Annotated in this window: 16 protein-coding genes and 1 pseudogene; 2 read left to right on the forward strand and 15 right to left on the reverse strand. The window is 70.3% G+C overall.

Translation table 11 applies throughout. The features are described 5' to 3' along the window. From ACWD04_RS00005 to ACWD04_RS00025, 5 genes and pseudogenes are all read right to left on the reverse strand, one after another. Positions 1-110: pseudogene (locus ACWD04_RS00005) on the reverse strand (ketol-acid reductoisomerase); the annotation flags it as partial. A 103-nt stretch (positions 111-213) separates the two neighbouring features. Then, positions 214-741, reverse strand: coding sequence for an acetolactate synthase small subunit (gene ilvN, locus ACWD04_RS00010; RefSeq protein WP_031091631.1), 528 nt, complete (start codon positions 739-741; stop codon positions 214-216). A 22-nt stretch (positions 742-763) separates the two neighbouring features. Continuing rightward, positions 764-2,620, reverse strand: coding sequence for an acetolactate synthase large subunit (locus ACWD04_RS00015; protein ID WP_451126397.1), 1,857 nt, complete (start codon positions 2,618-2,620; stop codon positions 764-766). Positions 2,621-2,837: 217 nt separating this feature from the next. After that, a complete protein-coding gene (locus tag ACWD04_RS00020) occupies positions 2,838-5,669 on the reverse strand; it encodes a putative bifunctional diguanylate cyclase/phosphodiesterase (RefSeq protein WP_451126399.1) in 2,832 nt (943 codons plus the stop codon). A gap of 261 nt (positions 5,670-5,930) precedes the next feature. Continuing rightward, positions 5,931-6,881: a 2-hydroxyacid dehydrogenase gene (locus tag ACWD04_RS00025; protein ID WP_451126401.1), complete on the reverse strand. Its 951-nt coding sequence runs from the start codon at positions 6,879-6,881 to the stop codon at positions 5,931-5,933. A 94-nt stretch (positions 6,882-6,975) separates the two neighbouring features. Here ACWD04_RS00025 and ACWD04_RS00030 point away from each other — a divergent pair, with 94 nt between their 5' ends. Both ACWD04_RS00030 and ACWD04_RS00035 read left to right on the forward strand, forming a co-directional pair. Beyond that, entirely contained in the window at positions 6,976-7,968 is a 993-nt protein-coding gene (locus ACWD04_RS00030) for an aldo/keto reductase (protein ID WP_451126403.1), read from the forward strand. An 89-nt stretch (positions 7,969-8,057) separates the two neighbouring features. Next, positions 8,058-9,239 (forward strand): PQQ-dependent sugar dehydrogenase, encoded by a 1,182-nt coding sequence (locus tag ACWD04_RS00035; RefSeq protein ID WP_451126405.1) that lies wholly within the window; start codon positions 8,058-8,060, stop codon positions 9,237-9,239. Between the two features lie 187 nt (positions 9,240-9,426). Here ACWD04_RS00035 and ACWD04_RS00040 read toward each other — a convergent pair whose 3' ends face one another. From ACWD04_RS00040 to ACWD04_RS00085, 10 genes are all read right to left on the reverse strand, one after another. Then, positions 9,427-10,086 (reverse strand): hypothetical protein, encoded by a 660-nt coding sequence (locus ACWD04_RS00040; RefSeq protein WP_451126407.1) that lies wholly within the window; start codon positions 10,084-10,086, stop codon positions 9,427-9,429. A gap of 50 nt (positions 10,087-10,136) precedes the next feature. Continuing rightward, entirely contained in the window at positions 10,137-10,691 is a 555-nt protein-coding gene (locus ACWD04_RS00045; protein ID WP_451126410.1) for a GNAT family N-acetyltransferase, read from the reverse strand. Positions 10,692-10,861: 170 nt separating this feature from the next. Continuing rightward, entirely contained in the window at positions 10,862-12,973 is a 2,112-nt protein-coding gene (locus tag ACWD04_RS00050; protein WP_451126412.1) for a phosphocholine-specific phospholipase C, read from the reverse strand. 187 nt (positions 12,974-13,160) lie between these two features. Next, positions 13,161-14,669, reverse strand: coding sequence for an Asp-tRNA(Asn)/Glu-tRNA(Gln) amidotransferase subunit GatB (gene gatB, locus ACWD04_RS00055; protein ID WP_451126414.1), 1,509 nt, complete (start codon positions 14,667-14,669; stop codon positions 13,161-13,163). A gap of 16 nt (positions 14,670-14,685) precedes the next feature. Further along, entirely contained in the window at positions 14,686-14,928 is a 243-nt protein-coding gene (locus ACWD04_RS00060; protein WP_451126416.1) for a hypothetical protein, read from the reverse strand. Beyond that, positions 14,925-16,427: an Asp-tRNA(Asn)/Glu-tRNA(Gln) amidotransferase subunit GatA gene (gene gatA / locus ACWD04_RS00065; RefSeq protein WP_451126418.1), complete on the reverse strand. Its 1,503-nt coding sequence runs from the start codon at positions 16,425-16,427 to the stop codon at positions 14,925-14,927. Before gatA ends, ACWD04_RS00060 begins: the two co-directional genes overlap by 4 nt. Positions 16,428-16,432: 5 nt before the next feature. After that, the gene (gene gatC, locus ACWD04_RS00070) at positions 16,433-16,729 is read right to left on the reverse strand and encodes an Asp-tRNA(Asn)/Glu-tRNA(Gln) amidotransferase subunit GatC (RefSeq protein WP_014153935.1); all 297 of its coding nucleotides are present in this window, start codon (positions 16,727-16,729) and stop codon (positions 16,433-16,435) included. A gap of 145 nt (positions 16,730-16,874) precedes the next feature. Then, positions 16,875-19,016, reverse strand: a complete 2,142-nt coding sequence (locus ACWD04_RS00075; RefSeq protein WP_451126420.1) for a putative bifunctional diguanylate cyclase/phosphodiesterase — start codon at positions 19,014-19,016, stop codon at positions 16,875-16,877. Between the two features lie 338 nt (positions 19,017-19,354). Then, a complete protein-coding gene (gene ligA, locus ACWD04_RS00080; protein WP_451126422.1) occupies positions 19,355-21,550 on the reverse strand; it encodes an NAD-dependent DNA ligase LigA in 2,196 nt (731 codons plus the stop codon). 41 nt (positions 21,551-21,591) lie between these two features. Beyond that, positions 21,592-22,617 (reverse strand): methionine synthase, encoded by a 1,026-nt coding sequence (locus ACWD04_RS00085; RefSeq protein ID WP_451126424.1) that lies wholly within the window; start codon positions 22,615-22,617, stop codon positions 21,592-21,594. Positions 22,618-22,627: the final 10 nt, after the last annotated feature.

Below are 22,627 nucleotides of genomic sequence, written 5' to 3' on the forward strand. Positions count from 1 at the left end.
CGCAGCGACAGCGCGTGGGCGTGCCCCTGGCTGCCGTAACCAAGCACCGCGACCTTACGGCCCTGGATGATGGACAGGTCGGCATCGTCGTCGTAGAACAGCTCGGCCACTGGGTCTTCTCCTTGGTGTGCAGGTGTTGCGTCCCACCGTACGGCGGGGTGCGTGGGGTACGTTGCCGGGTCTCGCCATACGAGCTGCGAGGCGCCGGATGGGTTACGCCGTACGGTCGAGTGCGCGCAGAGAACGGTCGGTGATCGAGCGCGCGCCGCGCCCTATGGCGATGGTGCCGGACTGGACGAGCTCCTTGATACCGAACTGCTCCAGCATCTTGAGCATGGCCTCCAGCTTGTCGGCGCCCCCTGTCGCCTCGATCGTGACGGCCTCCGGGGAGACGTCCACGGTCTTGGCGCGGAACAGCTGGACGATCTCGACGATCTGGGAGCGGGTCTCGTTGTCCGCGCGGACCTTCACCAGGACGAGCTCCCGCTGGATCGCAGCGGCGGGCTCGAGTTCGACGATCTTCAGGACGTTGACCAGCTTGTTGAGCTGCTTGGTCACCTGCTCCAGGGGCAGGCCCTCGACATTCACGACAATGGTGATGCGTGAGATGTCGGGATGCTCGGTGGTACCGACCGCGAGCGAGTCGATGTTGAAGCCGCGCCGGGAGAACAGGGCCGTGATCCGGGCGAGGACACCCGGCTTGTTCTCGACCAGGACGGAGAGCGTGTGCTTACTGGACATGGAGTCGGTCTCTCTCTGTCTCTCAGTCGTCTTCGTTGTCGCCGAAGTCGGGGCGGACACCGCGCGCTGCCATGACCTCGTCGTTGGAGGTGCCGGCGGCGACCATCGGCCACACCATGGCGTCCTCGTGGACGATGAAGTCGATGACGACCGGGCGGTCGTTGATCGCGTTGGCCTCGGCGATGACCTTGTCCAGGTCGGCCGGGTCCTCGCAGCGGATCGCGTAGCAGCCCATGGCCTCGGACAGCTTGACGAAGTCCGGCACGCGGGTGCCCTTGGCGGGGACGCCGTCCGTGTCCGCGCCGGAGTGCAGCACCGTGTTGGAGTACCGCTGGTTGTAGAACAGGGTCTGCCACTGGCGGACCATCCCGAGGGCGCCGTTGTTGATGATGGCGACCTTGATCGGGATGTTGTTGAGCGCGCAGGTGGTGAGTTCCTGATTGGTCATCTGGAAGCAGCCGTCGCCGTCGATCGCCCAGACCGCGCGCTCGGGCATGCCGGCCTTGGCGCCCATCGCGGCCGGGACGGCGTAGCCCATGGTCCCGGCGCCGCCGGAGTTGAGCCAGGTGGCGGGCTGCTCGTACTGGATGAAGTGCGAGGCCCACATCTGGTGCTGACCGACACCCGCCGCGAAGATCGTGCCCTCGGGGGCGAGTTCGCCGATGCGCTCAATGACCTGCTGCGGCGAGAGGCTGCCGTCCTCCGGCAGGTCGTAGCCGACGGGGTAGGTCTCGCGCCAGCGGTTGAGGTCCTTCCACCAGGCGGCGTAGTCACCGGTGTGGCCGTCGGTGTGCTCGGCCTGGACCGCCTGGACGAGGTCGGCGATGACCTCGCGGGCGTCACCGACGATCGGGACGTCGGCGGCACGGTTCTTGCCGATCTCCGCCGGGTCGATGTCCGCGTGGACGATCTTGGCGTACGGGGCGAAGCTGTCCAGTTTGCCGGTGACACGGTCGTCGAACCTGGCCCCGAGCGCGACGATCAGGTCGGCCTTCTGCAGCGCGGTGACGGCGGTGACCGAACCGTGCATGCCGGGCATCCCCACGTGCAGCGGGTGGCTGTCGGGGAAGGAGCCGAGCGCCATCAGGGTGGTGGTGACGGGCGCTCCGGTGAGCTCTGCCAAAACCTTCAGTTCGGCGGTGGCGCCGGCCTTCATGACGCCGCCGCCGACGTAGAGCACGGGGCGCTTGGCCTGCGTGATGAGCTTGGCGGCCTCGCGGATCTGCTTGGCGTGCGGCTTGGTGACCGGGCGGTAACCGGGCAGGTCCATGGTCGGCGGCCAGCTGAACGCCGTCTTCGACTGCAGCGCGTCCTTGGCGATGTCGACGAGGACCGGTCCGGGGCGGCCGGTGGAGGCGATGTGGAAGGCCTCAGCGATCGTGTGCGCGATGTCCTCGGCGCGGGTGACGAGGAAGTTGTGCTTGGTGATCGGCATCGTGATGCCGCAGATGTCGGCTTCCTGGAAGGCGTCCGTGCCGATGGCGGCGGATGCCACCTGGCCGGTGATCGCGACCAGGGGCACGGAATCCATGGCCGCGTCAGCGATCGGGGTGACCAGGTTCGTGGCACCGGGACCCGAGGTGACCATGCAGACACCGACCTTGCCGGTGGCCTGTGCGTAACCGGTGGCCGCGTGACCGGCCCCCTGCTCGTGACGGACCAGGATGTGGCGGACCCGGGTGGAGTCCATCAGCGGGTCGTACGCCGGGAGGATGCAGCCGCCGGGCAGGCCGAATACGGTGTCGGCGCCGACTTCCTCGAGAGAACGGATGAGGGACTGCGCGCCCGTGAGGTGCTCAACGGAGGCGGGGGACGGTCCGCCGTTACGGGCCCGCGGCTGCGGGTGCTGGGCCCCGGTGGCCTGCTCGGTCATCGGCATTCTCTTCTCGAAGCTGAGGGTTTACGCGGTGTTTTTGTGGGGTTCTGAGAAGTCCCGGTGCAACAAAAAACCCCTCGTGCCGTGAGGCAAGCGAGGGGAGCGCGCCGGTGCGGTCTGCGGGGTGTCCATGAGTGACCCTGCTTCAGCCGACGCGCTTTCCAAGTACGAGAATTCGGGTGCGCATGGCATTGACCCTCTCTCCGGCACGCATTCGGTGTCAAGTGGGTGGGACGGGCGTCTCATCATGTGAGCGACTCTGGAGCGGGATCGTGCGACCCGCGAACACCGGTTGAGCGGCCGGGGAGTGGCCAGGGACGGGATACTTCCCCCGGATCAGGGTGCGCCGCAGCCGGTACTCGTCCAGCGGCCCGGCGAAAGCCATCCCCTGGCCGTGTGTGCACCCCATGGCGCGCAGTGCGCGTACCTGCTCGGGCACGTCCACCCCGTCGGCCACCGACTGCATGCCGAGATCCCCGGCGATACGCAGCAGCCCAGTGGTGATCTTGTGCAGTCTCGCCGACTCGACGACGCCCTCCACCAGGCACCGGTCCAGCTTCAGGACGTCTACGGGGAGCCGGCGCAGGGCGTTGAGCGCGGCATACCCGCTGCCGAAGCCGTCGAGCGCGATCCGGACACCGAGACGGCGCAGCGCGACCAGCCGCTGTTCAAGCTCGTCGAAGGAGATCCGCGGGTCGCTGTCGGCCACCTCGATCATCAGGGAACCTGAGGGCAGCCCGTACCGGGTCAGGAGCGCCTCGACGGACCGCGGGGGCAGGGCCCGGTCCAGCAGCCGGGCGGCCGGCACCCGCACGGAGACGGTGACCGGGTTCCCACCCCTGGACCGGTCGGCTGCCTGCTCGACGGCCTCCTCCAGCATCCAGGTGCCGAGCTCGGCAGCGCGGTCGCTGTCCTCGGAGACGCGGAGGAATTCGGCGGGGGTGAACAGGATGCCCTGGGCGGAGCGCCAGCGGGCCTGCGCGGCGACGGCCGCGACCGTGCCGCTGGCCAGGTGGACGACGGGCTGGTGGAGCAAGGCGAATTCGCCGTCGCGCACGGCGGTGCGGAGCCGCGGCGCGAGCTCGGAGCGGCGCAAGACGTCCGCCTGCATATGGGGGGCGTAGAGCTCGACCCGGTCCTTGCCGCTCGCTTTCGCCCGGTACATGGCGAGGTCGGCGTTACGCATGAGGTCCTTGGGCGTGAGGGAGGGTTCGGCGAAGGCGACACCGATGGAGGCGGCCACCCGGACCTCCGCGGCGCCGATCCGGTACGGCTGGGAGAGCCTGAGGCGCAGCCGGTCGGCGATCTCGTGGACCTGGCACTCCCGGGCGGCCTGGTCGCGGGTGCCGTCGCCGACGATGAGGGCGGCGAACTCGTCGCCACCGAGGCGCGCCGCCGTGTCCGAGGTCCGTACCGATTCCTGGAGGCGACGTGCGGCCTGGACGAGGAGCTCGTCGCCCGCCTGGTGGCCGATGGAATCGTTGACCGCCTTGAAGCCGTCGAGGTCGATGAAGAGCACGGCGGTACCGGGGTCCCCGGCCCGGCGGCCCCCGAGCGCCTGGCCGACCCGGGTGGTGAAGAGGGCGCGGTTGGGCAGGTCGGTGAGCGGGTCGTGCTCGGCGTTGTGCTGGAGCTGAGCCTGAAGCCTGACCCGCTCGGTGACATCGCGGCTGTTGAGCAGCAGACCACCCTGATGGCGGTTGACGGTGGACTCGACGTGCAGCCAGTCGCCCGTACCCGACCTGAAGCGGCACTCGATCCGGGTGGTGGGCTTCTCGCGTGACGGCGCGGCGAGGAAGCGCCGCAGCTCGAGGATCACTCTGCCGAGGTCGTCGGGGTGGATGATCGACGACAGCTTCGCACCGATGAGGTCCTCGGCGTCTCGCCGGTAGACCCCGGCTGCCGCGGGACTGACGTAGCGGAGCACTCCGCTGGGTTCAGCGATCATGATGACGTCGCTGGAACCCTGCACCAGGGAGCGGAAGTGGTTCTCCTTCTGGGCCAGTTTCTGGGTGAGCGCGATGTTGTCGAGGAGCATGATGGCCTGCCGCAGGACCAGGGCGAGCACGACCGTGCAGCCGGTGAGGACCACGACCTGGTCGACCTTGCGGCCCTCCACCATGTTGTACAGGATGCCGAGGGTGCAGACCGCCGCGGCCAGATAGGGCGTGAGCGCGGCGAGGGACCCGGCGATCGGCCGGCTCGTGGCCCGGGGGCTGGGACAGGGGGCTTCGACAGCGTTGTCCTGGCCTCGGCGGGCCACCCAGGGGGCGTACGCCAGGAGCAGGGAACCGGCGAACCAGCCCGCGTCCAGCAACTCGCCCGACCGGTACGCCGAGCGCAGCAGCGGTGCGGTGAAGAGGGCATCGCACAGCACGGTCAGGGCGAGGCCCGCGATGGCGGTGTTCACCGCGGTGCGGTTCATGCGGGCCCGCCGGAAGTGCAGTGCGAGGACCATGGAGACCAGCACGATGTCGAGCAGCGGGTAGGCCAGCGACAGCGCCGCCCTGGCCACGCTCTCCCCCGCGGCGTTCGCGGTGTGCGCCGTGTGGGCCAGCGCGAGGCTCCAGGAGAGCGTCAGCAGGGATCCGCCGATCAGCCAGGCGTCCAGCACCAGGCAGACCCAGCCGGCCCGGGTGACGGGCCGCTTGGCGAGGACGAGCAACCCGACGATGACGGGCGGCGCGAAGCAGAGGAAGAAGAGGTCCGCGAGGGAGGGGGTGGGCACCTCGCGCCGCAGTACCACCTCGTACCACCCCCAGACCGCGTTGCCTCCGGCGGCCATGGCCGAGGAGAACGAGAAGAGAAGCCATGCGGGCCTGAACGGGCTGCCGCTCGTGCGGGCGTGCAGGAAGCACGAGACCGCGGCGATCAGGGCGGCGACGCTGAGACCGAAATCACCCATGAACAGGGCGACTTCGGGCGAGCCCCAGCCGAAGGCGGCGCCCACCGCGTATCCGGCGCAGACCGCGGCGAGAACGAGCTGGGAGCGCAGCCCCGCGCTCCCCCCTGTGACCGGCTGCCGGGAGAGCAGGGCCTCGAGGGCGCTCACCGGAGGGCTCCACCGGCAGGCCCTGGCACCCTCGCCGCCCGCCTCTCCTGCCCGCCCCGCGTCGGATCGTCTCTCCACTGGCCGCACATCGCCCGTCGCCCCCTCGCGTTCCGCTTCCTCTCCGGCGCCGTCCCTTCCCCGGCGCAGCCCTCTTGTGGACGATACACCAAAGCCGTCACACAGCGCCATAACTTCTCTACTCTCCGTGACGATCTGGGCTGTCGTCCGAACGCGGTGCGCCCACGCGGCTCCGGAGAGTGGTCAGACGGTGGTGCGTACGAGGTTCTCGACCTGCTCTCCGGCGGCGAACCGGGTGAGCTGTCCGGCCAGCAGCCGCTTGGCCCGGGGCAGGAACGCGGAGGTGCTGCCGCCCACGTGAGGGGTGATCAGTGTGTGGGGAGCATGCCAGAGAGGGTGGCCGACGGGCAGAGGTTCGGGATCGGTCACGTCGAGCGCGGCACGCAGTCGCCCGGACTCGAGTTCGGACAGCAGGGCCGCGGTGTCGACGACGGCGCCCCGCGCGACGTTCACGAGCAGCGCTCCGTCCGGCATCGCGGCGAGGAAGCCGGGGCCCACCAGCCCTTGCGTGGAAGGGTTCAGCGGAGTGGACAGGATGACGATGTCGGCCTCGGGGAGCAGGGCGGGCAGCTCATCGATCGCGTGTACGGGGCCGCGTGCGGTTGTCCGCGCGGAGCGTGCGACGCGCACCACCCGCGCGCACTCGAAGGGTTCGAGCCGGTCCTCGATGGCCGCGCCGATCGATCCGTAGCCCACCACGAGAACGGACTTGTCGGCGAGCGCCGGATAGAAGCCGGACCGCCACTCCTCCTTGTCCTGACCGTGCACGAAGCCGGGGAACCCGCGGAGCGCGGCGAGGACCAGGGCGACTGCGAGCTCGGCGGTCGACGCCTCGTGCACACCCTTGGCGTTGCACAGCCGCACTCCCGCGGGCAGCAGGCCGAGCCCCGGCTCCACGTGGTCGATGCCCGCGGAGAGGGTCTGGACGACCTGGACCGCCCGCATCTCCTTGAGCGGGCGGACCGCGACCTCGGGGCCTTTCATGTACGGAACGACATAGAACGCGCAGTCGGAGGGGTCCGCCGGGTAGTCCCGGTCTCCGTCCCAGAGACGGTAGTTGAGACCCTCGGGGAGGCCGTCGACCTCATCGGCGGGGAACGGCAGCCATACGTCGGCAGGGGATGTGGAAGTCATGGTCAGGAGGCTATGCGAAGGGCGCGGAACAGCAGAGGTTACTTTGGGGTGCTGGTGGGCCCGTGATCACGGGGCCGAGGGAGGGTTCGGGGAGTTGGAGCGCAGGACTATCGGTGCGGCGGCGCTGGCCGTGGGTGCGGTCGGGCTGGGGTGTATGCCGATGAGCTGGGCCTACAGCACGTCGCAGCAGCGCGGTGACCGCTCGGTGCGGACCGTGCACGCCGCGCTGGACGCGGGCGTCCAACTGCTCGACACCGCCGACATGTACGGGCCCTTCACCAATGAACTGCTTGTCGGACGGGCGCTGAAGGGCCGCCGGTACGAAGCCTTTCTCTCCACCAAGTGCGGTCTGCTGGTGGGCGATCAGCACGTCGTGGCCAACGGGCGCCCCGGCTATGTGCGCCGGGCCTGTGACGCCTCGCTGCGACGGCTCCAGACCGATGTGATCGATCTCTACCAGCTGCACCGGGCCGATCCCGAGGTGCCGGTCGAGGAGACCTGGGGTGCGATGGCGGACCTGGTGACCGCGGGCAAGGTGCGGGCCCTCGGACTGTGCGCGGTGGGGGCCCGGGCCGGCCGCCGGCCGGGGGCGCGGATGCACGACGGGACCATCCGGCAGCTGGAGCGGATACAGCAGGTCTTTCCCGTCAGCGCGGTCGAGGCGGAACTCTCCGTGTGGTCGCCCCAGGCACTGGAGGATCTGCTGCCGTGGTGCGCGGCCCGGGGCGTGGGTGTGCTGGCGGCGATGCCACTGGGTAACGGCTATCTCACGGGCACGCTCAAGCCGGGCCAGGGCTTCGAGCCGGATGATCCGCGGGCCAGGCACCCCCGCTTCACCGCGGAGATGATGGCGGCCAACCAGCCGGTGGTGGCGGGCCTGCGAAGGATCGCGGAGCGGCACGGCGCCACTCCCGCTCAGGTGGCTCTCGCGTGGGTCCTGCGGCAGGGCCGCCATGTGGTGCCCGTGCCCGGCGCGAAGCGGGAGCGATGGGCCGTGGAGAACGCGCGGGCGGCGGGGATGGCGCTCACGGACCGGGACATGGCCGAGATAGCCGGACTGCCGCGGGCCCGCGGGTCGTGGGACTGACTTAGCGGGACGATCGGCGGAGATCGGAACCCGGTGCGGAGCGGCGGTGTAAGAACAGTAGTCGAGCGACCGTCGAAAGGATCGGTGCTGTGCAAAGTCCCGTACTGCGCAAGGGGGTGGTGGCCCTGCTCGTCTCGGCCTCCCTCCTGCTGTCCGCCTGCTCGTCCGGTGACGCCCCCGCGGCCGGTGAGGGTGACTCCTCGCCCCCGGCGAGCGCCACGTCCTCCTCCCCGGCCTCGGCGAGCCCGTCGGCGGACGTGCCCCCGGCCAAGGGCTCGGTCGACGTGGTGAAGACGCTCACGGACGGTCTCGCGTCCCCCTGGGGCCTCGCGGCTCTGCCCGGGGGCGATCTGCTGGTGGCCTCACGCGACGAGGCGACGGTCACCCGGGTCGATGGTGAGAGCGGCAAGAAGACCCTGCTGGGCTCGGTGCCGGGGGTCGCGCCGGCGGGCGAGGGCGGTCTGCTCGGCCTCGCCGTCGCCCCGACGTACGGCGCGGACCATCTGGTCTACGCGTACTTCACCACCGAGTCGGACAATCGCATCGCCCGCCTTCAGTACGACGAGGAGAAACCCGCCGGACGGCAGCTGGGAGCCCCGGACACCATTCTGCGGGGCATCCCGAAGGGCTCCATCCACAACGGCGGGCGGATCGCGTTCGGTCCCGACCGCATGCTGTACGCGGGCACGGGCGAGACCGGTGACACGGGTCTCGCCCAGGACACGTCGTCCACCGCGGGCAAGATCCTGCGGATGACGCCCGACGGGGAGCCGGTGCACGGCAACCCCGAGGCCGACTCCCTGGTCTATACGTACGGGCATCGCAATGTGCAGGGTCTGGCCTGGGACAGCGGAAAGCGGCTCTGGGCGGCGGAATTCGGCCAGAACACCTGGGACGAGCTGAATCTGATCGAGCCGGGAAAGAATTACGGCTGGCCCGATGTCGAGGGAAAGGAGGGGGAATCGGGGTTCGTCGACCCGGTGGCCCAGTGGAAGACCTCCGAGGCGTCGCCGAGCGGTATCGCGTACGCCGAGGGATCGGTCTGGATGGCGGGGCTGCGAGGCGAGCGGCTCTGGCGGATCCCGCTGTCGGGCAAGGCGGACGGGAAACCATCGGCCGCCCCCCAGGCGTTCCTGGAAGGGAAGTACGGCCGTCTGCGCACGGTGCTCGCCGCGGGTGGCGACAAGCTGTGGCTGGTCACGAGCAACACCGACGGTCGCGGCACCCCGAAGCCGGGCGACGACCGGATCCTGCTTCTGAAGGTGCGGTAGCCGGCGGCGGCGATCGGGGGGCGTTCGTACGCGTACATGGTTTTCTCCCCGGCGAGGAAGCAGAGAGGCACGGCTCGTTGCCGTGCCTCCACGCTCGTACGCCGGAGGATGCCGCCGCATGTCTGCGGGTGGGGGCTTGCAGACCCGCCCCCGGGTGACGGACGCCTCAGCCGCCTGCGGCCGGGCCTCAGCCCCCGGCGGCGGCGGACGGCATGGCGACGAAGAGGTCGAAATACATGCCTACGGAGATCAGCAGTCCGAGCACTCCCAGTGAGACGCCCGCCACGGCCACGGAGCGGACCCAGCCGGCCTGGGGACGGAGAGATGGCGCGCCGAAGGAGGGCCGGACCAGGACGAAGACACCGACGAGCAGCGCGAGCAGCGCGAAGAGCCCGTTGACGAGGGCCGTGCTGTGCCAGGCGTCGCCGTAGATCTCGGCGATCTGCTGGGAGGCGCTGCCGCCACCGCCGGAGGTCTTGATCTGGCCCATCAGCGTCTCGCGCTCGGCGGCGACGCGGCCGGTCCACGCGCCCGAGAGCGAGACGATGCCGAGCCCTGCGGCGACGACGGACGCGGCTCCGGCTCCGACCCCGGCGGCCGCGGCCGCCTCGGCCTCGTCGTAGGGGTCTGGCTCGAGGTCGGTCTCCAGGCCGTCCTCTGCGGCTGCGTCGGTCGCGGCCACGTCCATCGCGGTCACGTCCGACGTGGTCACGCCCGGGGCGGCGTCGGCCGGGACGGCGTTTTCCGTGGGGCCCGCCTTCTTCGTCACGTCCGGCGCGGTCGCGGTTCCGTCGGCCGCCTTCTTCTCGGTGTCGTCTGTGGTCGGAGTGGTGGGGGAGGTGTTCATGCGCCGCACGCTAGGGGGCCCGTATGAGAACCTCCTTAACACTGAGCGCCTCAGCCCTGTCCGTTGCGCCATTCAGGGGCGAGGACAGCCCAGATCTCCTCGTCGTGGCGCTTGCCGCGGTACGGATATGCCTCGCGCAGCACACCTTCGCGGGTCATGCCGAGCCGCTCGGCCACCGCGACACTGCGGGTGTTGGCGGAGGAAGCGATCCACTCCACCCGGTGCATGCCCCGTACGCCGATGGCCCAGTCGATCAGCTTCCGTGACGCCCGGGTCACGAGGCCCCGGCCCTCCGCGGCGGCCTCCAGCCAGCAGCCGATCTCGCAGTTACCGGCCTCCGCCTCGAACATCCGGAACAGGACGCCGCCCACCAGCGTGCCGTCCAGCCAGATGCCGTAGAGCCGGCCGGTGTCGGCAGCCTGCTTGTCGGCGTACCGCTGGAGCAGCGCCCGTGCGGAGGTGAGGTCGGTGGCGGCCGCGGCGAACGGGATCCAGGGATCGACCAGGGCGCGTGCCCGGTCCATGTGGGCCAGGAACTCCTCGGCCTGCCAGGGCTCGAGCGGGCGAAGTTCCGCACCGTCCTCCCCCAGTGACACCCTGAACACAGCGGCTCTCCTCGTCGTCGAGACGTCTTCGGTGGACGCGCTGAGCGAAGGGCCGGCGTCGTCGGTGCGTTCCCCCGGGATTTTCGCACGTGGTGCGGTGCGGTCCGGCGGCTCGACACCGATGCTTGACTTCGCCCGTTTTCGTCGTACGGCCGCCGCCTCCCGCCACGTCAGCCGGAGACGCCCGCTCTGCCGTTCTCGATGTGGCCCATCAGCCGGCGCCGGAAGGAGCCCGCCTCGTCGGACGTCACCTCGAGGTCGTACCAGCCGTGGGCGTCGGCCGCCGAATGCACGACCGTGCGGCTGCGTCCCGGCTTCACCTTGACCGTGCGGGTCCAGTCCCGCAGGTCGGCCTCGTCCACGTACCCGAGGGGCCGCACGGTGTAGGTCAGCGTGCGCCTGCCATGGTTGCGCAGCGTGAGATGCAGGTCCCGCTCGTGGGCGTCGATGCGGGAGGAGAGTTCCGCGGCACCGTCGGACGCTCCTTCGAACTCCCGCCGGAACCCGTTCGGGCCGGTGACCGTGAAGAGGTACCCCTCACCGGTCAGCGGCACCGTCCACCGTGCCGTGCCCCTGACATCCCGGTGCTGCGGAGCGGGGAACTCCCGCGCGTACGGGTAGAGCGTGAAGTGCGCGGAGGACTTGCCGGTGTTGCTGAGGTCCAGCCGCAGCCCGGCGTCCACGCGCTTCGCCTGTGCGTCGGGCTGGTAGGGCAGGGGCCGGGCCGGGCGGGCACCCGCCTCCTGGACGGGCATGTGCTGGACGGCCGGCGGCTTCGGCTGCCAGCGTCCGCCGAACGGCGGGATCGCGGCGGGGGGCTCAGTCTCCGGCTGCCGCCGCGCACGGGTGAAGTCGAAAGCCGAGGTGAGGTCGCCGGCGACCTGCCGCCGCCAGTCACCGATGTTCGGTTCCCTCACCCCCGTCCAGCGCTCCAGGAAGCGGATCACGGAGGTGTGGTCGAAGACCTCGGAGCACACGTATCCGCCGACCGACCACGGGGAGACGACCAGCAGCGGGACCCGCACGCCGAGCCCTGTGGGCCTGCCCTCCCAGTGCTCCTCGGTCACCTCCGCGGGAGCGACCGGCGGCGGCACGTGGTCGAAGAATCCGTCGTTCTCGTCGTAGTTGACGAGGACGACGGTGCGCCGCCACACATCGGGGTTCCTGCCGAGTGCGTCAAGGACCTTGTAGACGATCGTCGCGCTGTGCGCCGGCGAGGAGACACTCGGGTGCTCGGAGTCCACCGCCGACGGGACCAGGTAGGAGACCTCGGGCAGCGTCCCCGCCGCCACGTCCTTGGCGAACTCGTCGGCGAGGGTGCCCGTTTCCACCCGGCGCAGCCCCCGCTCGAACAGACTGCGCTCGGCCGCCGTCAGGGCGGCGACGCCCTCGTCGAGCAGGCCCAGCAGCCGCTCCCGCTCGGCGTCCCCGTCCGCGTCGCGCACGGTGGCGTAGAAGGACTCCATGTAGGTGTGGCCGTCGGTCCTCGCCAGTGCCTTGCGGGCGATTTTCTTGAAGGTGGCGAAGAACTCGATCTGGTTGTCGGTGAAGTTCTCCCACTCGGTGTACGTCTTCCAGCTCCGCCCGGCCTTCTCCAGCCGCTCGGCATACGTGCCCCAGTCGTATCCGGGGTGGGTGCTCTCGTCGTACGCGTCGTTGCCCACAGCCCGCCTGCCGTCGGGCTCGTTGCCCGTCCTGCCGCTCCACAGGTGGTTGCGGTTCGGGCTGGTGGAGGTGTGGATCGAGGAGTGGTAGGCGTCGCAGACCGTGAAGGTGTCGGCGAGTTCGTAGTGCAGCGGGATGTCGCCGCGATCGTAGTACGCCATGGTCGCGGCGGTCTTCGCGGTGACCCAGCCGTTCATCCAGCCGCCGGCCCATGCCTTGGCGCCACCGCTCCATGAGTGGTCGAGGGCGCCGATGTACTGCAGGTCCTCCTTCTGCGCATCTGCGGCCCCGCGCACGGGGAACGGCAGCACGGTCGCGCCCAGAGGTCCAGGCTGCTCGAAGACGGACCGGCCGGAGGGAAGTTCGATCGCGTTCCGGTCACCGAAGCCGCGTACTCCGCGCAGGGTTCCGAAGTAATGATCGAAGGAACGGTTCTCCTGCATCAGGATCACCACGTGCTCGATGGCGTCCAGCCCCGCACCACCGGACCGCTCGGCGGCGGGCTGCGCGGCGATCGCCGCCCGGAGCGACGGGGGCAGGAACGATCCCGCCGCCGCGGCGCCGAGAGCACCGCTCCCGAGCGCGAAGAGCCGCCGCCGTGACATGTCCGTGGTCAAGTGAGCCTCCCGATTCCGTATCTACGGCTGGAAGCTAGTCACGCCGGGTGGCTTCGGGAAGACCGCCGTACGGCCTGACGGTGAACGTCCTGCAGGCCGTCGCGGGCAGTCCGGTGGGAGGGGCCGGGCAGAGCGAAGGGGCGGTGCACCCGACCAACGGGTGCACCGCCCCCAGGACGTGGCGGGATCAGCCTTCGACGCCGAGCTTTTCCAGGATCAGCTCACGGACGCGGGCCGCGTCCGCCTGACCGCGGGTGGCCTTCATGACCGCGCCGACGAGCGCACCGGCCGCGGCGACCTTGCCGCCGCGGATCTTGTCGGCGATCGCCGCGTTGCCCGCGATGGCCTCGTCGACAGCCGTACCCAGCGCGCCCTCGTCCGAGACGACCTTCAGGCCGCGCTTCTCGACGACGGTGTCCGGGTCGCCCTCGCCCGCGAGGACGCCCTCGAGGACCTGGCGCGCCAGCTTGTCGTTGAGGTCGCCGGAGGCGACGAGCTCCGCCACCCGGGCGACCTGCGCCGGGGTGACCGGCAGCTCGTCCAGGCTGCGGCCGGTCTCGTTGGCGTTACGGGCGAGCTCACCCATCCACCACTTGCGGGCCTGGTCGGAGGGAGCACCCTCGTCCGTCGTTGCGACGATCAGGTCGACCGCGCCCGCGTTGAGGATGGACTGCATGTCGTGCTCGTTGACACCCCACTCCTCCTTAAGCCGCTTGCGGCGCAGCCGGGGAAGCTCGGGAAGCTCCTTGCGGAGCTCCTCGACCCAGTCCCGGGAAGGGGCGACCGGCACCAGGTCCGGCTCGGGGAAGTAGCGGTAGTCCTCGGCGTTGTCCTTGATGCGGCCGGCCGTGGTGGAGCCGTCCTCCTCGTGGAAGTGCCGGGTTTCCTGCACGATCGTCCCGCCGGAGTTCAGCACCGCGGCGTGACGCTGGATCTCGAAACGGGCGGCACGCTCGACGGAGCGCAGCGAGTTGACGTTCTTCGTCTCGGAGCGCGTGCCGAACTTCTCGGTGCCGTGGGGGCGCAGCGACAGGTTGACGTCGCAGCGCATCTGGCCCATCTCCATCCGGGCGTCCGAGACGCCGAGCGCCTTGATGAGCTCGCGGAGCTCGGCGACGTACGCCTTGGCGACCTCGGGGGCGCGCTCTCCCGCTCCCTCGATCGGCTTGGTGACGATCTCGATGAGCGGGATGCCCGCGCGGTTGTAGTCGAGCAGCGAGTGGGAGGCGCCGTGGATACGGCCGGTGGCACCGCCGACGTGCGTCGACTTTCCGGTGTCCTCCTCCATGTGGGCACGCTCGATCTGCACGCGGAAGATCTCGCCGTCCTCCAGCTGGACGTCCAGATAACCGTTGAAGGCGATCGGCTCGTCGTACTGGGAGGTCTGGAAGTTCTTCGGCATGTCCGGATAGAAGTAGTTCTTCCGGGCGAAGCGGCACCACTCGGCGATCTCGCAGTTCAGCGCGAGCCCGATCTTGATGGCGGACTCGACGCCGATCTCGTTGACGACCGGGAGAGCGCCCGGCAGCCCGAGGCAGACCGGGCAGGTCTGCGAGTTGGCGTCCTGCTTGAGCTCCGTGGAGCACCCGCAGAACATCTTGGTCTTGGTGCCGAGCTCCACATGGACCTCGAGGCCCATGACGGGGTCGTACGTCGCGAGGGCATCCTCGTACGACTCCAGGTCGATGACAGTCACGATGAAACTTTCCCTCTCAGCCCAGCAGGACGTCGTCGTCGCCGAGACGCTTGAGCTCGCGGTAGAGGATCGCGAGTCCGGTCACGATCGCGGCGGCGGATACGGCGGCGTCGATCAGCCGCAGCGTGTCGTTGTCCTCGCGGGCCATCCTCGCCTGCTTGACGACGCTGAGCGCGCCGAAGGCGGTGGTGCCCAGGGACACGTACACGCCGGACTTGGACTTCTTGAAGTTCTTGGCCTTCTTAGCCATTGCGCTCATAGTGACGGAGCCTCCTCAAGCAGCGGGTGCCCCCACTTTTCCACGAAAGCGGCCTCGACGGCTGCTCCGACCTTGTACAGCCGGTCGTCCTTCATGGCGGGGGCGATGATCTGCAGTCCGACCGGCAGGCCGTCCTCCGGGGCCAGGCCGCAGGGCAGCGACATGGCGGAGTTGCCGGCGAGGTTGGTCGGAATGGTGCACAGGTCCGCGAGGTACATCGCCATCGGGTCGTCGGCGCGCTCGCCGATGGGAAAGGCGGTGGTGGGCGTCGTCGGCGAGACGATGACGTCCACCTGCTCGAACGCCTTCTCGAAGTCCTGGGTGATGAGGGTGCGGACCTTCTGCGCCGAGCCGTAGTACGCGTCGTAGTAGCCGGAGCTGAGCGCGTACGTGCCGAGGATGATGCGGCGCTTGACCTCGTCGCCGAAGCCGGCCTCGCGGGTGAGTGCGGTGACGTCCTCGGCGGAGCGCGTGCCGTCGTCGCCGACCCGCAGGCCGTAACGCATGGCGTCGAAGCGCGCCAGGTTCGAGGAGCACTCGGACGGCGCGATCAGGTAGTACGCCGAAAGAGCGAGGTCGAAGGACGGGCAGTCCAGCTCGACGATCGTCGCGCCGAGGGACTTGAGCAGCTCGACCGACTCGTTGAACCGCTGGACTACCCCGGCCTGGTAGCCCTCGCCCGAGAACTGCTTGACCACACCGACGCGCATGCCCTCCACGGAGCCGTTGCGCGCGGCCTCGACGACCGGCGGGACCGGCGCGTCGATGGACGTCGAGTCCAGCGGGTCGTGTCCGCCGATGACCTCGTGGAGCAGCGCCGCGTCCAGGACCGTACGGGCACAGGGGCCGCCCTGGTCGAGGGAGGACGAGAAGGCGACCATGCCGTAGCGGGAGACGCCGCCGTAGGTGGGCTTGACACCGACGGTGCCGGTGACGGCGGCGGGCTGGCGAATGGAGCCTCCGGTGTCCGTGCCGATGGCGAGCGCCGCCTCGAAGGAGGCGAGCGCGGCGGAGGAGCCGCCGCCGGAGCCTCCCGGGATGCGGGTGAGGTCCCAGGGGTTCCCGGTGGGGCCGTAGGCGCTGTTCTCGGTGGAGGACCCCATGGCGAACTCGTCCATGTTGGTCTTGCCGAGGATGACGACGTCGGCCGCCTTCAGCTTCTTGGTGAGGGTCGCGTCGTACGGCGGGACCCAGCCCTCGAGGATCTTCGAACCGACCGTGGTCGGCATGTCCTGCGTGGTGAAGATGTCCTTGAGCGCGAGCGGGACGCCGGCCAGCGGGCCGAGCTTCTCGCCCGCCTCACGCTTGGCGTCGACGGCGCGGGCCTGCGCGAGCGCGCCTTCACGGTCGATGTGCAGGAAGGCGTGGACCTTCTCGTCGATGGCGTCGATCCGGGCCAGGTGGGCCTCGGTGACCTCGACGGCCGTCAGCTCGCCGGAGGCGATCTTCGCGGCGATCTGGGCCGCGGTGAGCTTGATGATGGTGCTGATGTCCGTCATGGCTGTTAGTCCTCCCCCAGGATCTGCGGCACCTTGAAACGCTGCTGCTCCTGGGCCGGGGCGCCGGAAAGCGCCTGCTCGGGGGTGAGCGACGGACGGACCTCGTCCGCGCGCATGACATTGGTCAGCGGCAGCGGGTGGGAGGTCGGCGGTACGTCTTGGTCGGCGACCTCGGAGACGCGGGCGACCGCGCCGATGATGTCGTCGAGCTGACCGGCGAAGTGCTCGAGCTCTTCGCCCTTCAGCTCCAGACGCGCCAGCCGGGCGAGGTGGGCGACCTCCTCGCGCGTGATGCCAGGCATGCAGCGATCCTCAGGGTTTGGTGTGTGGTTTTGGCCCAATCCTATGGGGTCACCGGACACCTCTGTGGCGAGTGGATCGCGCCCGTCCGCCGATTACGGACAAAAAGCCCGTCAGGCACCCCTTCGCCCCGCACCGCCGGGGGCGTCAGGCCGTGGCCGGGCCGGGATTCAGCGCACGCCCCGCAGCCCTCGGCGCCGGCTCGGGTGCCGCCGGCGCGGCCGCGGCCTCCCGCTCCGCCGGCCGCCGCCAGCCGTGCTCGCCGCGCGCCCGCAGCCAGGCCGTCGTCTCCTGCGGCGGCATCGCGGCGGCCACCAGCCACCCCTGGACCGCGTCGCAGCTCAGGTCCCGCAACCGCTCCCAGGTCTCGTCGTCCTCGACGCCCTCGGCGACGACGATCAGCCCGAGTGAGTGGGCCAGGTCGATGGTGCAGCGGACGATCTCGGCGTCCTCGTTGTCGACCGCCAGCCGTGCCACGAACGACCGGTCGATCTTGAGTTCGCTGACCGGCAGCTTCCGCAGATGGACGAGGGAGGAGTAGCCGGTGCCGAAGTCGTCGAGCGACATCTTCACCCCGTGCCCGGTCAGCGCCGCCAGGGTGTCGGCGGCCCGCTGCGGGTCCTCCAGCAGGACGTGCTCGGTTATCTCCAGTTGCAGCGCCCCGGCCGGGACGCCGTGCCGGGCGAGGCGTGCGGCGACGCTGCCCGCGAAGCCGGGGGTGTGGACATCGCGCGGTGAGACGTTGACCGCGACGGGAACGAACAGCCCCTGCGCCCGCCACCGGGCCACCTGGGCCAGCGCCGTCTCCAGTACGTACTCGGTGAGGTGGGGCATCAGCCCGGAGGACTCCGCGATCGCGATGAACTCGTCCGGGGGGACCCTGCCGCGCTCCGGATGCACCCAGCGCACCAGCGCTTCGAGGCCGGCCACCTGGCCGTCGAACCGGACCTTGGGCTGGTAGTGGAGTTCCACCTCGCGGGCGTCGAGGGCCCGGCGGAGATCGCCCAGCAGGCCGAGCCGGTCCGGGGTGTTGCTGTCCCGCTTGGACTCGTAGACCTCCACACCCGTACGGTCCCGCTTGGCCTGGTACATGGCCACGTCGGCCCGCCTGAGCAGACCTTCGGCGTCCAGCGCGTGGTCGGGGTGGACAGCGACCCCCGCGCTCGCCTCCAGCACCAGTGTGAGCCCGTCGAGGTCGAGGGGCGAGGAGAGTTCGGCGACCAGATGACGGGCGATGCGCTGGGCGCTGGTGGCCGAGTCCGCGGTCGGCAGCAGCACGGCGAACTCGTCGCCGCCGAGCCGCGCGGCCTCCGCACCTCGCGGCAGGGCGAGCCGCAGGCGCTCCGCTATCTGGAGCAGGAGCCGGTCCCCGGCGAGATGGCCGAGGGTGTCGTTGACGGCCCGGAAGCGGTCGAGGTCGATGAGGACGAGCGCGGACCTGGTGCCCGTGCCGTCGGCCTCCTCGAGCGCCGTCCACGTCCTCTCCAGGAGCCACTGCCGGTTGGGCAGTCCGGTGAGTGGGTCCCTCAGCTGCTCCTCGGCCCGTGCGCGGGCGATATAGAGCGTGGAGTCCAGGGCGATCAGCGGGACGGCGAAGAGCGGCAGCAGCACGGGCTTGACCGATGCCACCACACAGATCAGCGGGGCGATGCCGAGCAGGGCGACCGCGACGAGACCCTGCCGCAGCAGTGCGGTGCGCGCGATCGTGGGCAGCCCGCCGCTCTGGGACGCCCTGGCGTACCAGAGCAGGAAGCGGGTGACGAGGAGATACGTGCCGGCGGCGAGCAGTACTACCGGTAAGGCCTCGATGCCCCAGTGGAGGGGCCGCCAGGGCGTCTCGACGCTCGGCACCTCGCCGAAGGCGGACAGGACGAGCGCGGCCGCCCCGATGCCGAGCATGTCCACGGCCCCGTGCAGCAGCCCCTGCCGCCACCGGTGGCGCCTGGCCGTTCCGACGAGCACCACGACGACGAGGCTGACCAGCCCGGCGGCCACCCAGCCGTAGAGCAGCAGGACGGAAAGGGTGAGGGCGGCGCCGGAGCCGGTGCCACCCCACCAGCGGTCGCGCCCGAGGGCGACCAGATGGACCACGATGATTCCGGTGAGCAGGGCGAGCGACCAGCCCGCGGTGCCGGCGGGGAACAGTGCGTGGCCGTCGTGGAACGTCCGGTAGAAGCCGGTCGCGAGCTGCACCGCGGCGACCGCCACGACGACGGCACCCACTTTGGACGTGAGGCCCACGAAACCTTGCAGCCGCGACACCGGTGCGGCGCTCTCGGTCGGTTTCATTCCGTCCCTCTCACAGCCGGCGGTGCCGATGTCCCATGGTGGCCCCCGCTCCCATGCCACCACGACCCGAATCCCATCATGCGGCCGGGCACGGCAGGTGCTCGTTCAACAGTAGGCCGACGAGGGCCTCCACGGGCAGCGCTCTGCAGGTCTTGCCCGAATGCGGTCCTGACTCTCCTCACCGTCTGATAAGCGCCGAACGGGTGATGCGGGCAGGAGCGGAGCGGGTCTCCCGGTTCCTCTGTCGTCCGCCTCGTCCGCTTCCTTCCCTCCTCGCTCATGACCACGCGTCACCACCGTCTCGATCGCGCGTCGATCGCGCCTCGGTCACGCGTCGGTCACGACTCGGCGGGGACAGCGGCTTCCCGGGCCGCGTCCGGCCCCTGTTCGAGGAGTACGGCGAAGCCCTCCTCGTCGAGGACGGGCACCTTCAGCTGCATCGCTTTGTCGTACTTCGATCCCGGGTTGTCGCCCACCACCACGAAGGAGGTCTTCTTCGACACGGAACCGGTGACCTTCGCCCCGCGGCTCTGGAGCGCGTCCTTGGCGCCGTCCCTCGTGTGCGCGGTCAGCGTGCCGGTGACCACGACGGTGAGTCCCTCCAGCGGCCGCGGGCCCTCGTTCTCGCCCACGCCCTCGTCCTCCATCCGGACCCCGGCCTCCCGCCACTTGCGCAGGATCTCGCGGTGCCAGTCCTCGGCGAACCACTGCTTGACCGACGCGGCGATGATGGGGCCCACCCCGTCGGCCGCGGCCAGCTCCTCCTCGGACGCCTCGTCGATCCGGTCGACGGACCGGAACTGCCGGGCCAGCTCGACGGCGGCCACCGGTCCCACGTGCCGGATCGAGAGGCCCGTGAGGATCCGGGCGAGCGGGGCCTGTCTGGCCGCCGCGATGCCCTCCAGCATGCCGAGCGCGTTCTTCTTCGGCTCCCCCTGCTGGTTGGCGAAAACCGTGGCGATCTTCTCCTCGCCCGTCTTCGGGTCACGCTTGGGCAGTCCGCTGTCCGCGTCCAGGACGTACGCACGGATCGGGAGCAGCTGCTCCACCGTCAGGCCGAAGAGACCCCCCTCGTCCAGCAGCGGTGGCGCGGCGGGCTCCAGCGGCTTGGTCAGGGCGGCGGCGGCCACATACCCGAAGTGGTCGATGTCCAGGCACTTACGGCTGGCCAGATAGGCCAGGCGCTCCCGCAACTGGGCGGGGCAGGAGCGGGCGTTGGGGCAGCGGAGGTCGATGTCGGCCTCCTTCATGGGGCGCAGCGCCGTCCCGCACTCGGGGCACTCGGACGGCATGACGAACTCCCGCTCGCTGCCGTCGCGCAGATCGACCACCGGGCCGAGGATCTCCGGGATGACGTCGCCCGCCTTGCGGAGCACCACCGTGTCACCGATGAGGACGCCCTTGGCCTTCACCACGTTCTGGTTGTGCAAGGTGGCGAATTCGACCTCTGATCCCGCCACCTCGACCGGTTCGACCTGGGCGTACGGCGTGACCCGGCCGGTGCGTCCGACGCCGACCCGGATGTTGACCAGCTTGGTGTTGACCTCCTGCGGAGCGTACTTCCAGGCGATCGCCCAGCGCGGCGCGCGCGAGGTGGAACCCAGCCTGCCCTGGAGCGGGATCTCGTCGAGCTTGATGACGACGCCGTCGATCTCGTGCTCGACGGACTGGCGGTTCTCGCCGAAGTGGGCGATGAACTCCCGTACCTCGTCGAGGGATTCGACCACCTTGTTGTGCTTGGCGGTCGGCAGGCCCCATTCCCTCAGCAGGTCGTAGGCCTGGGAGAGCCGGTCGATGTCGAAGCCCTCTCGGGCGCCGATGCCGTGCACCACCATGTGGAGCGGGCGGGTCGCGGTGACCTTCGGGTCCTTCTGCCGAAGCGATCCGGCCGCCGCGTTGCGCGGGTTCGCGAAGGGCTTGTCGCCGGCCTCGACCAGCCGGGCGTTGAGCCCCTCGAAGGCCTCCATGGGGAAGAAGACCTCGCCGCGGATCTCGACGAGCGCGGGGACGCGGTCGCCCGTGAGGCGGAGGGGGATGTCGGCGATCGTACGGACGTTGGGGGTGATGTCCTCCCCTGTGCGCCCGTCACCGCGGGTCGACGCGCGGGTCAGCCTCCCGTGCTCGTAGGTGAGGTTGACGGCGAGACCGTCCACCTTGAGTTCGCACAGGAAGTGGTACCCGCCTCTGCCCACGTCCTTGGCCACCCGCTCGGCCCAGGCCGCGAGCTCCAGATCGTCGAAGGCGTTGTCCAGGGACAGCAGACGCTCGCGGTGCTCGACGGACGTGAATTCCGTGGTGTACGGGCCGGCGACCTTCTGGGTCGGCGAGTCCGGTGTGCGCAGCTCGGGGTGCTCGTCCTCGATGGCCTCCAGCGCGCGCATCTGCCGGTCGAACTCGGCGTCGTCGATGACGGGCTGGTCCTTCACGTAATACCGGAAGCGGTGCTCCTCGATCTGCTCGGCGAGGAGTGCGTGCTGTTCCTGCACCTCCGCCGGCACACCGGTCAGCTGCTGCGCCTGCTCTTCGCCGGCCATCGTCCCGTTACCTCCCGTTGCCCCACTGCCCACACCGACCGTTACTCAGGGTTGTCCGCGAGCGACCTCGCGGCCCGGGCGCAGTGGGCGAGCGCGGCGCGCGCGTACGCGGGCGACGCCCCCGCCAGCCCGCAGGACGGGGTGATCACGACGGACTCGGCGAGAGTCCCCGGATTCAGCCCCAGCCTGCTCCACAACGTCCTGACCTCCTTGACGCTACCGCCCGGGTCCGACAATGGGGTCGAGGCGGCGTCGAGGCCGGGAACCACGCCGAGGAAGAGCTGGGTACCGCCTTCGACGGCTTCCCCGATCGCCTCCTCCTCACGCTCGGTGAGCAGGGAGAAGTCGAAGGAGACCGCGCCCGCCCCGGTACGGCGCAGCAACGCGAAGGGCACCTCGGGAGCACACGAGTGGACGACCGTCGGACCCCCGCCGTTGACCGCCAGCAGGTCGCGCAGGGTCCCCTCGACGACTTGGCGGTCCACGGCACGGTAGGTGCGGTAGCCGCTCGCCGACCTGACCCGCCCCAGCAGTACGGCAGTCAGGGAAGGTTCGTCGAGCTGGAGCACCACCTCGGCACCGGGCACCCGGCGCCGCACCTCCGCGAGGTGCGAGCGCAGTCCCTCGGCCAGCGAGCCCGCCAGGTCGCGGCAGGCCCCCGGGTCGCCGAGCATGGCCTCGCCGCCCCGCAGTTCCAGTCCCGCCGCGAGGGTCCAGGGTCCGACGGCCTGGACCTTGAGCAGTCCCTCGTACCCCTGGGTGAACTCCTCCAGCGCGTCGAGGTCCTCGCCGAGCCAGGAGCGGGCCCGGCGGGTGTCGCGTCCGGGGCGGTCGCTGACCCGCCAGCCGCTGGGCTCGACATGGCCGTACATCTCGACGAGCAGACCGATGGTCCGCCCGGTCATGTCCGCGCCGGGGCCCCGCGCCGGCAGTTCCGCCAGGTACGGCATGCCCTGGCCGTCGGCGAAGGACCCGGTGACGGTTCTGGCCGCCTCCCGGGCGTCTCCCCCCGGCATGGAACCGATGCCGGTGGCTGCACTCGTGCTGAACCCGCTCTTCTCGCTCACACGGGAAGCC

Source organism: Streptomyces sp. NPDC002911 (genome assembly GCF_053591835.1).

What these genes read in the sequence shown, in the direction of transcription:
- ilvN (WP_031091631.1), bottom strand. Translation starts at nt 741, where the DNA reads ATGTCCAGTAAGCACACGCTCTCCGTCCTGGTCGAGAACAAGCCGGGT.
- ACWD04_RS00015 (WP_451126397.1), bottom strand. Translation starts at nt 2,620, where the DNA reads ATGCCGATGACCGAGCAGGCCACCGGGGCCCAGCACCCGCAGCCGCGG.
- ACWD04_RS00025 (WP_451126401.1), bottom strand. Translation starts at nt 6,881, where the DNA reads ATGACTTCCACATCCCCTGCCGACGTATGGCTGCCGTTCCCCGCCGAT.
- ACWD04_RS00040 (WP_451126407.1), bottom strand. Translation starts at nt 10,086, where the DNA reads ATGAACACCTCCCCCACCACTCCGACCACAGACGACACCGAGAAGAAG.
- ACWD04_RS00060 (WP_451126416.1), bottom strand. Translation starts at nt 14,928, where the DNA reads ATGAGCGCAATGGCTAAGAAGGCCAAGAACTTCAAGAAGTCCAAGTCC.
- gatA (WP_451126418.1), bottom strand. Translation starts at nt 16,427, where the DNA reads ATGACGGACATCAGCACCATCATCAAGCTCACCGCGGCCCAGATCGCC.
- gatC (WP_014153935.1), bottom strand. Translation starts at nt 16,729, where the DNA reads ATGCCTGGCATCACGCGCGAGGAGGTCGCCCACCTCGCCCGGCTGGCG.
- ACWD04_RS00075 (WP_451126420.1), bottom strand. Translation starts at nt 19,016, where the DNA reads ATGAAACCGACCGAGAGCGCCGCACCGGTGTCGCGGCTGCAAGGTTTC.
- ligA (WP_451126422.1), bottom strand. Translation starts at nt 21,550, where the DNA reads ATGGCCGGCGAAGAGCAGGCGCAGCAGCTGACCGGTGTGCCGGCGGAG.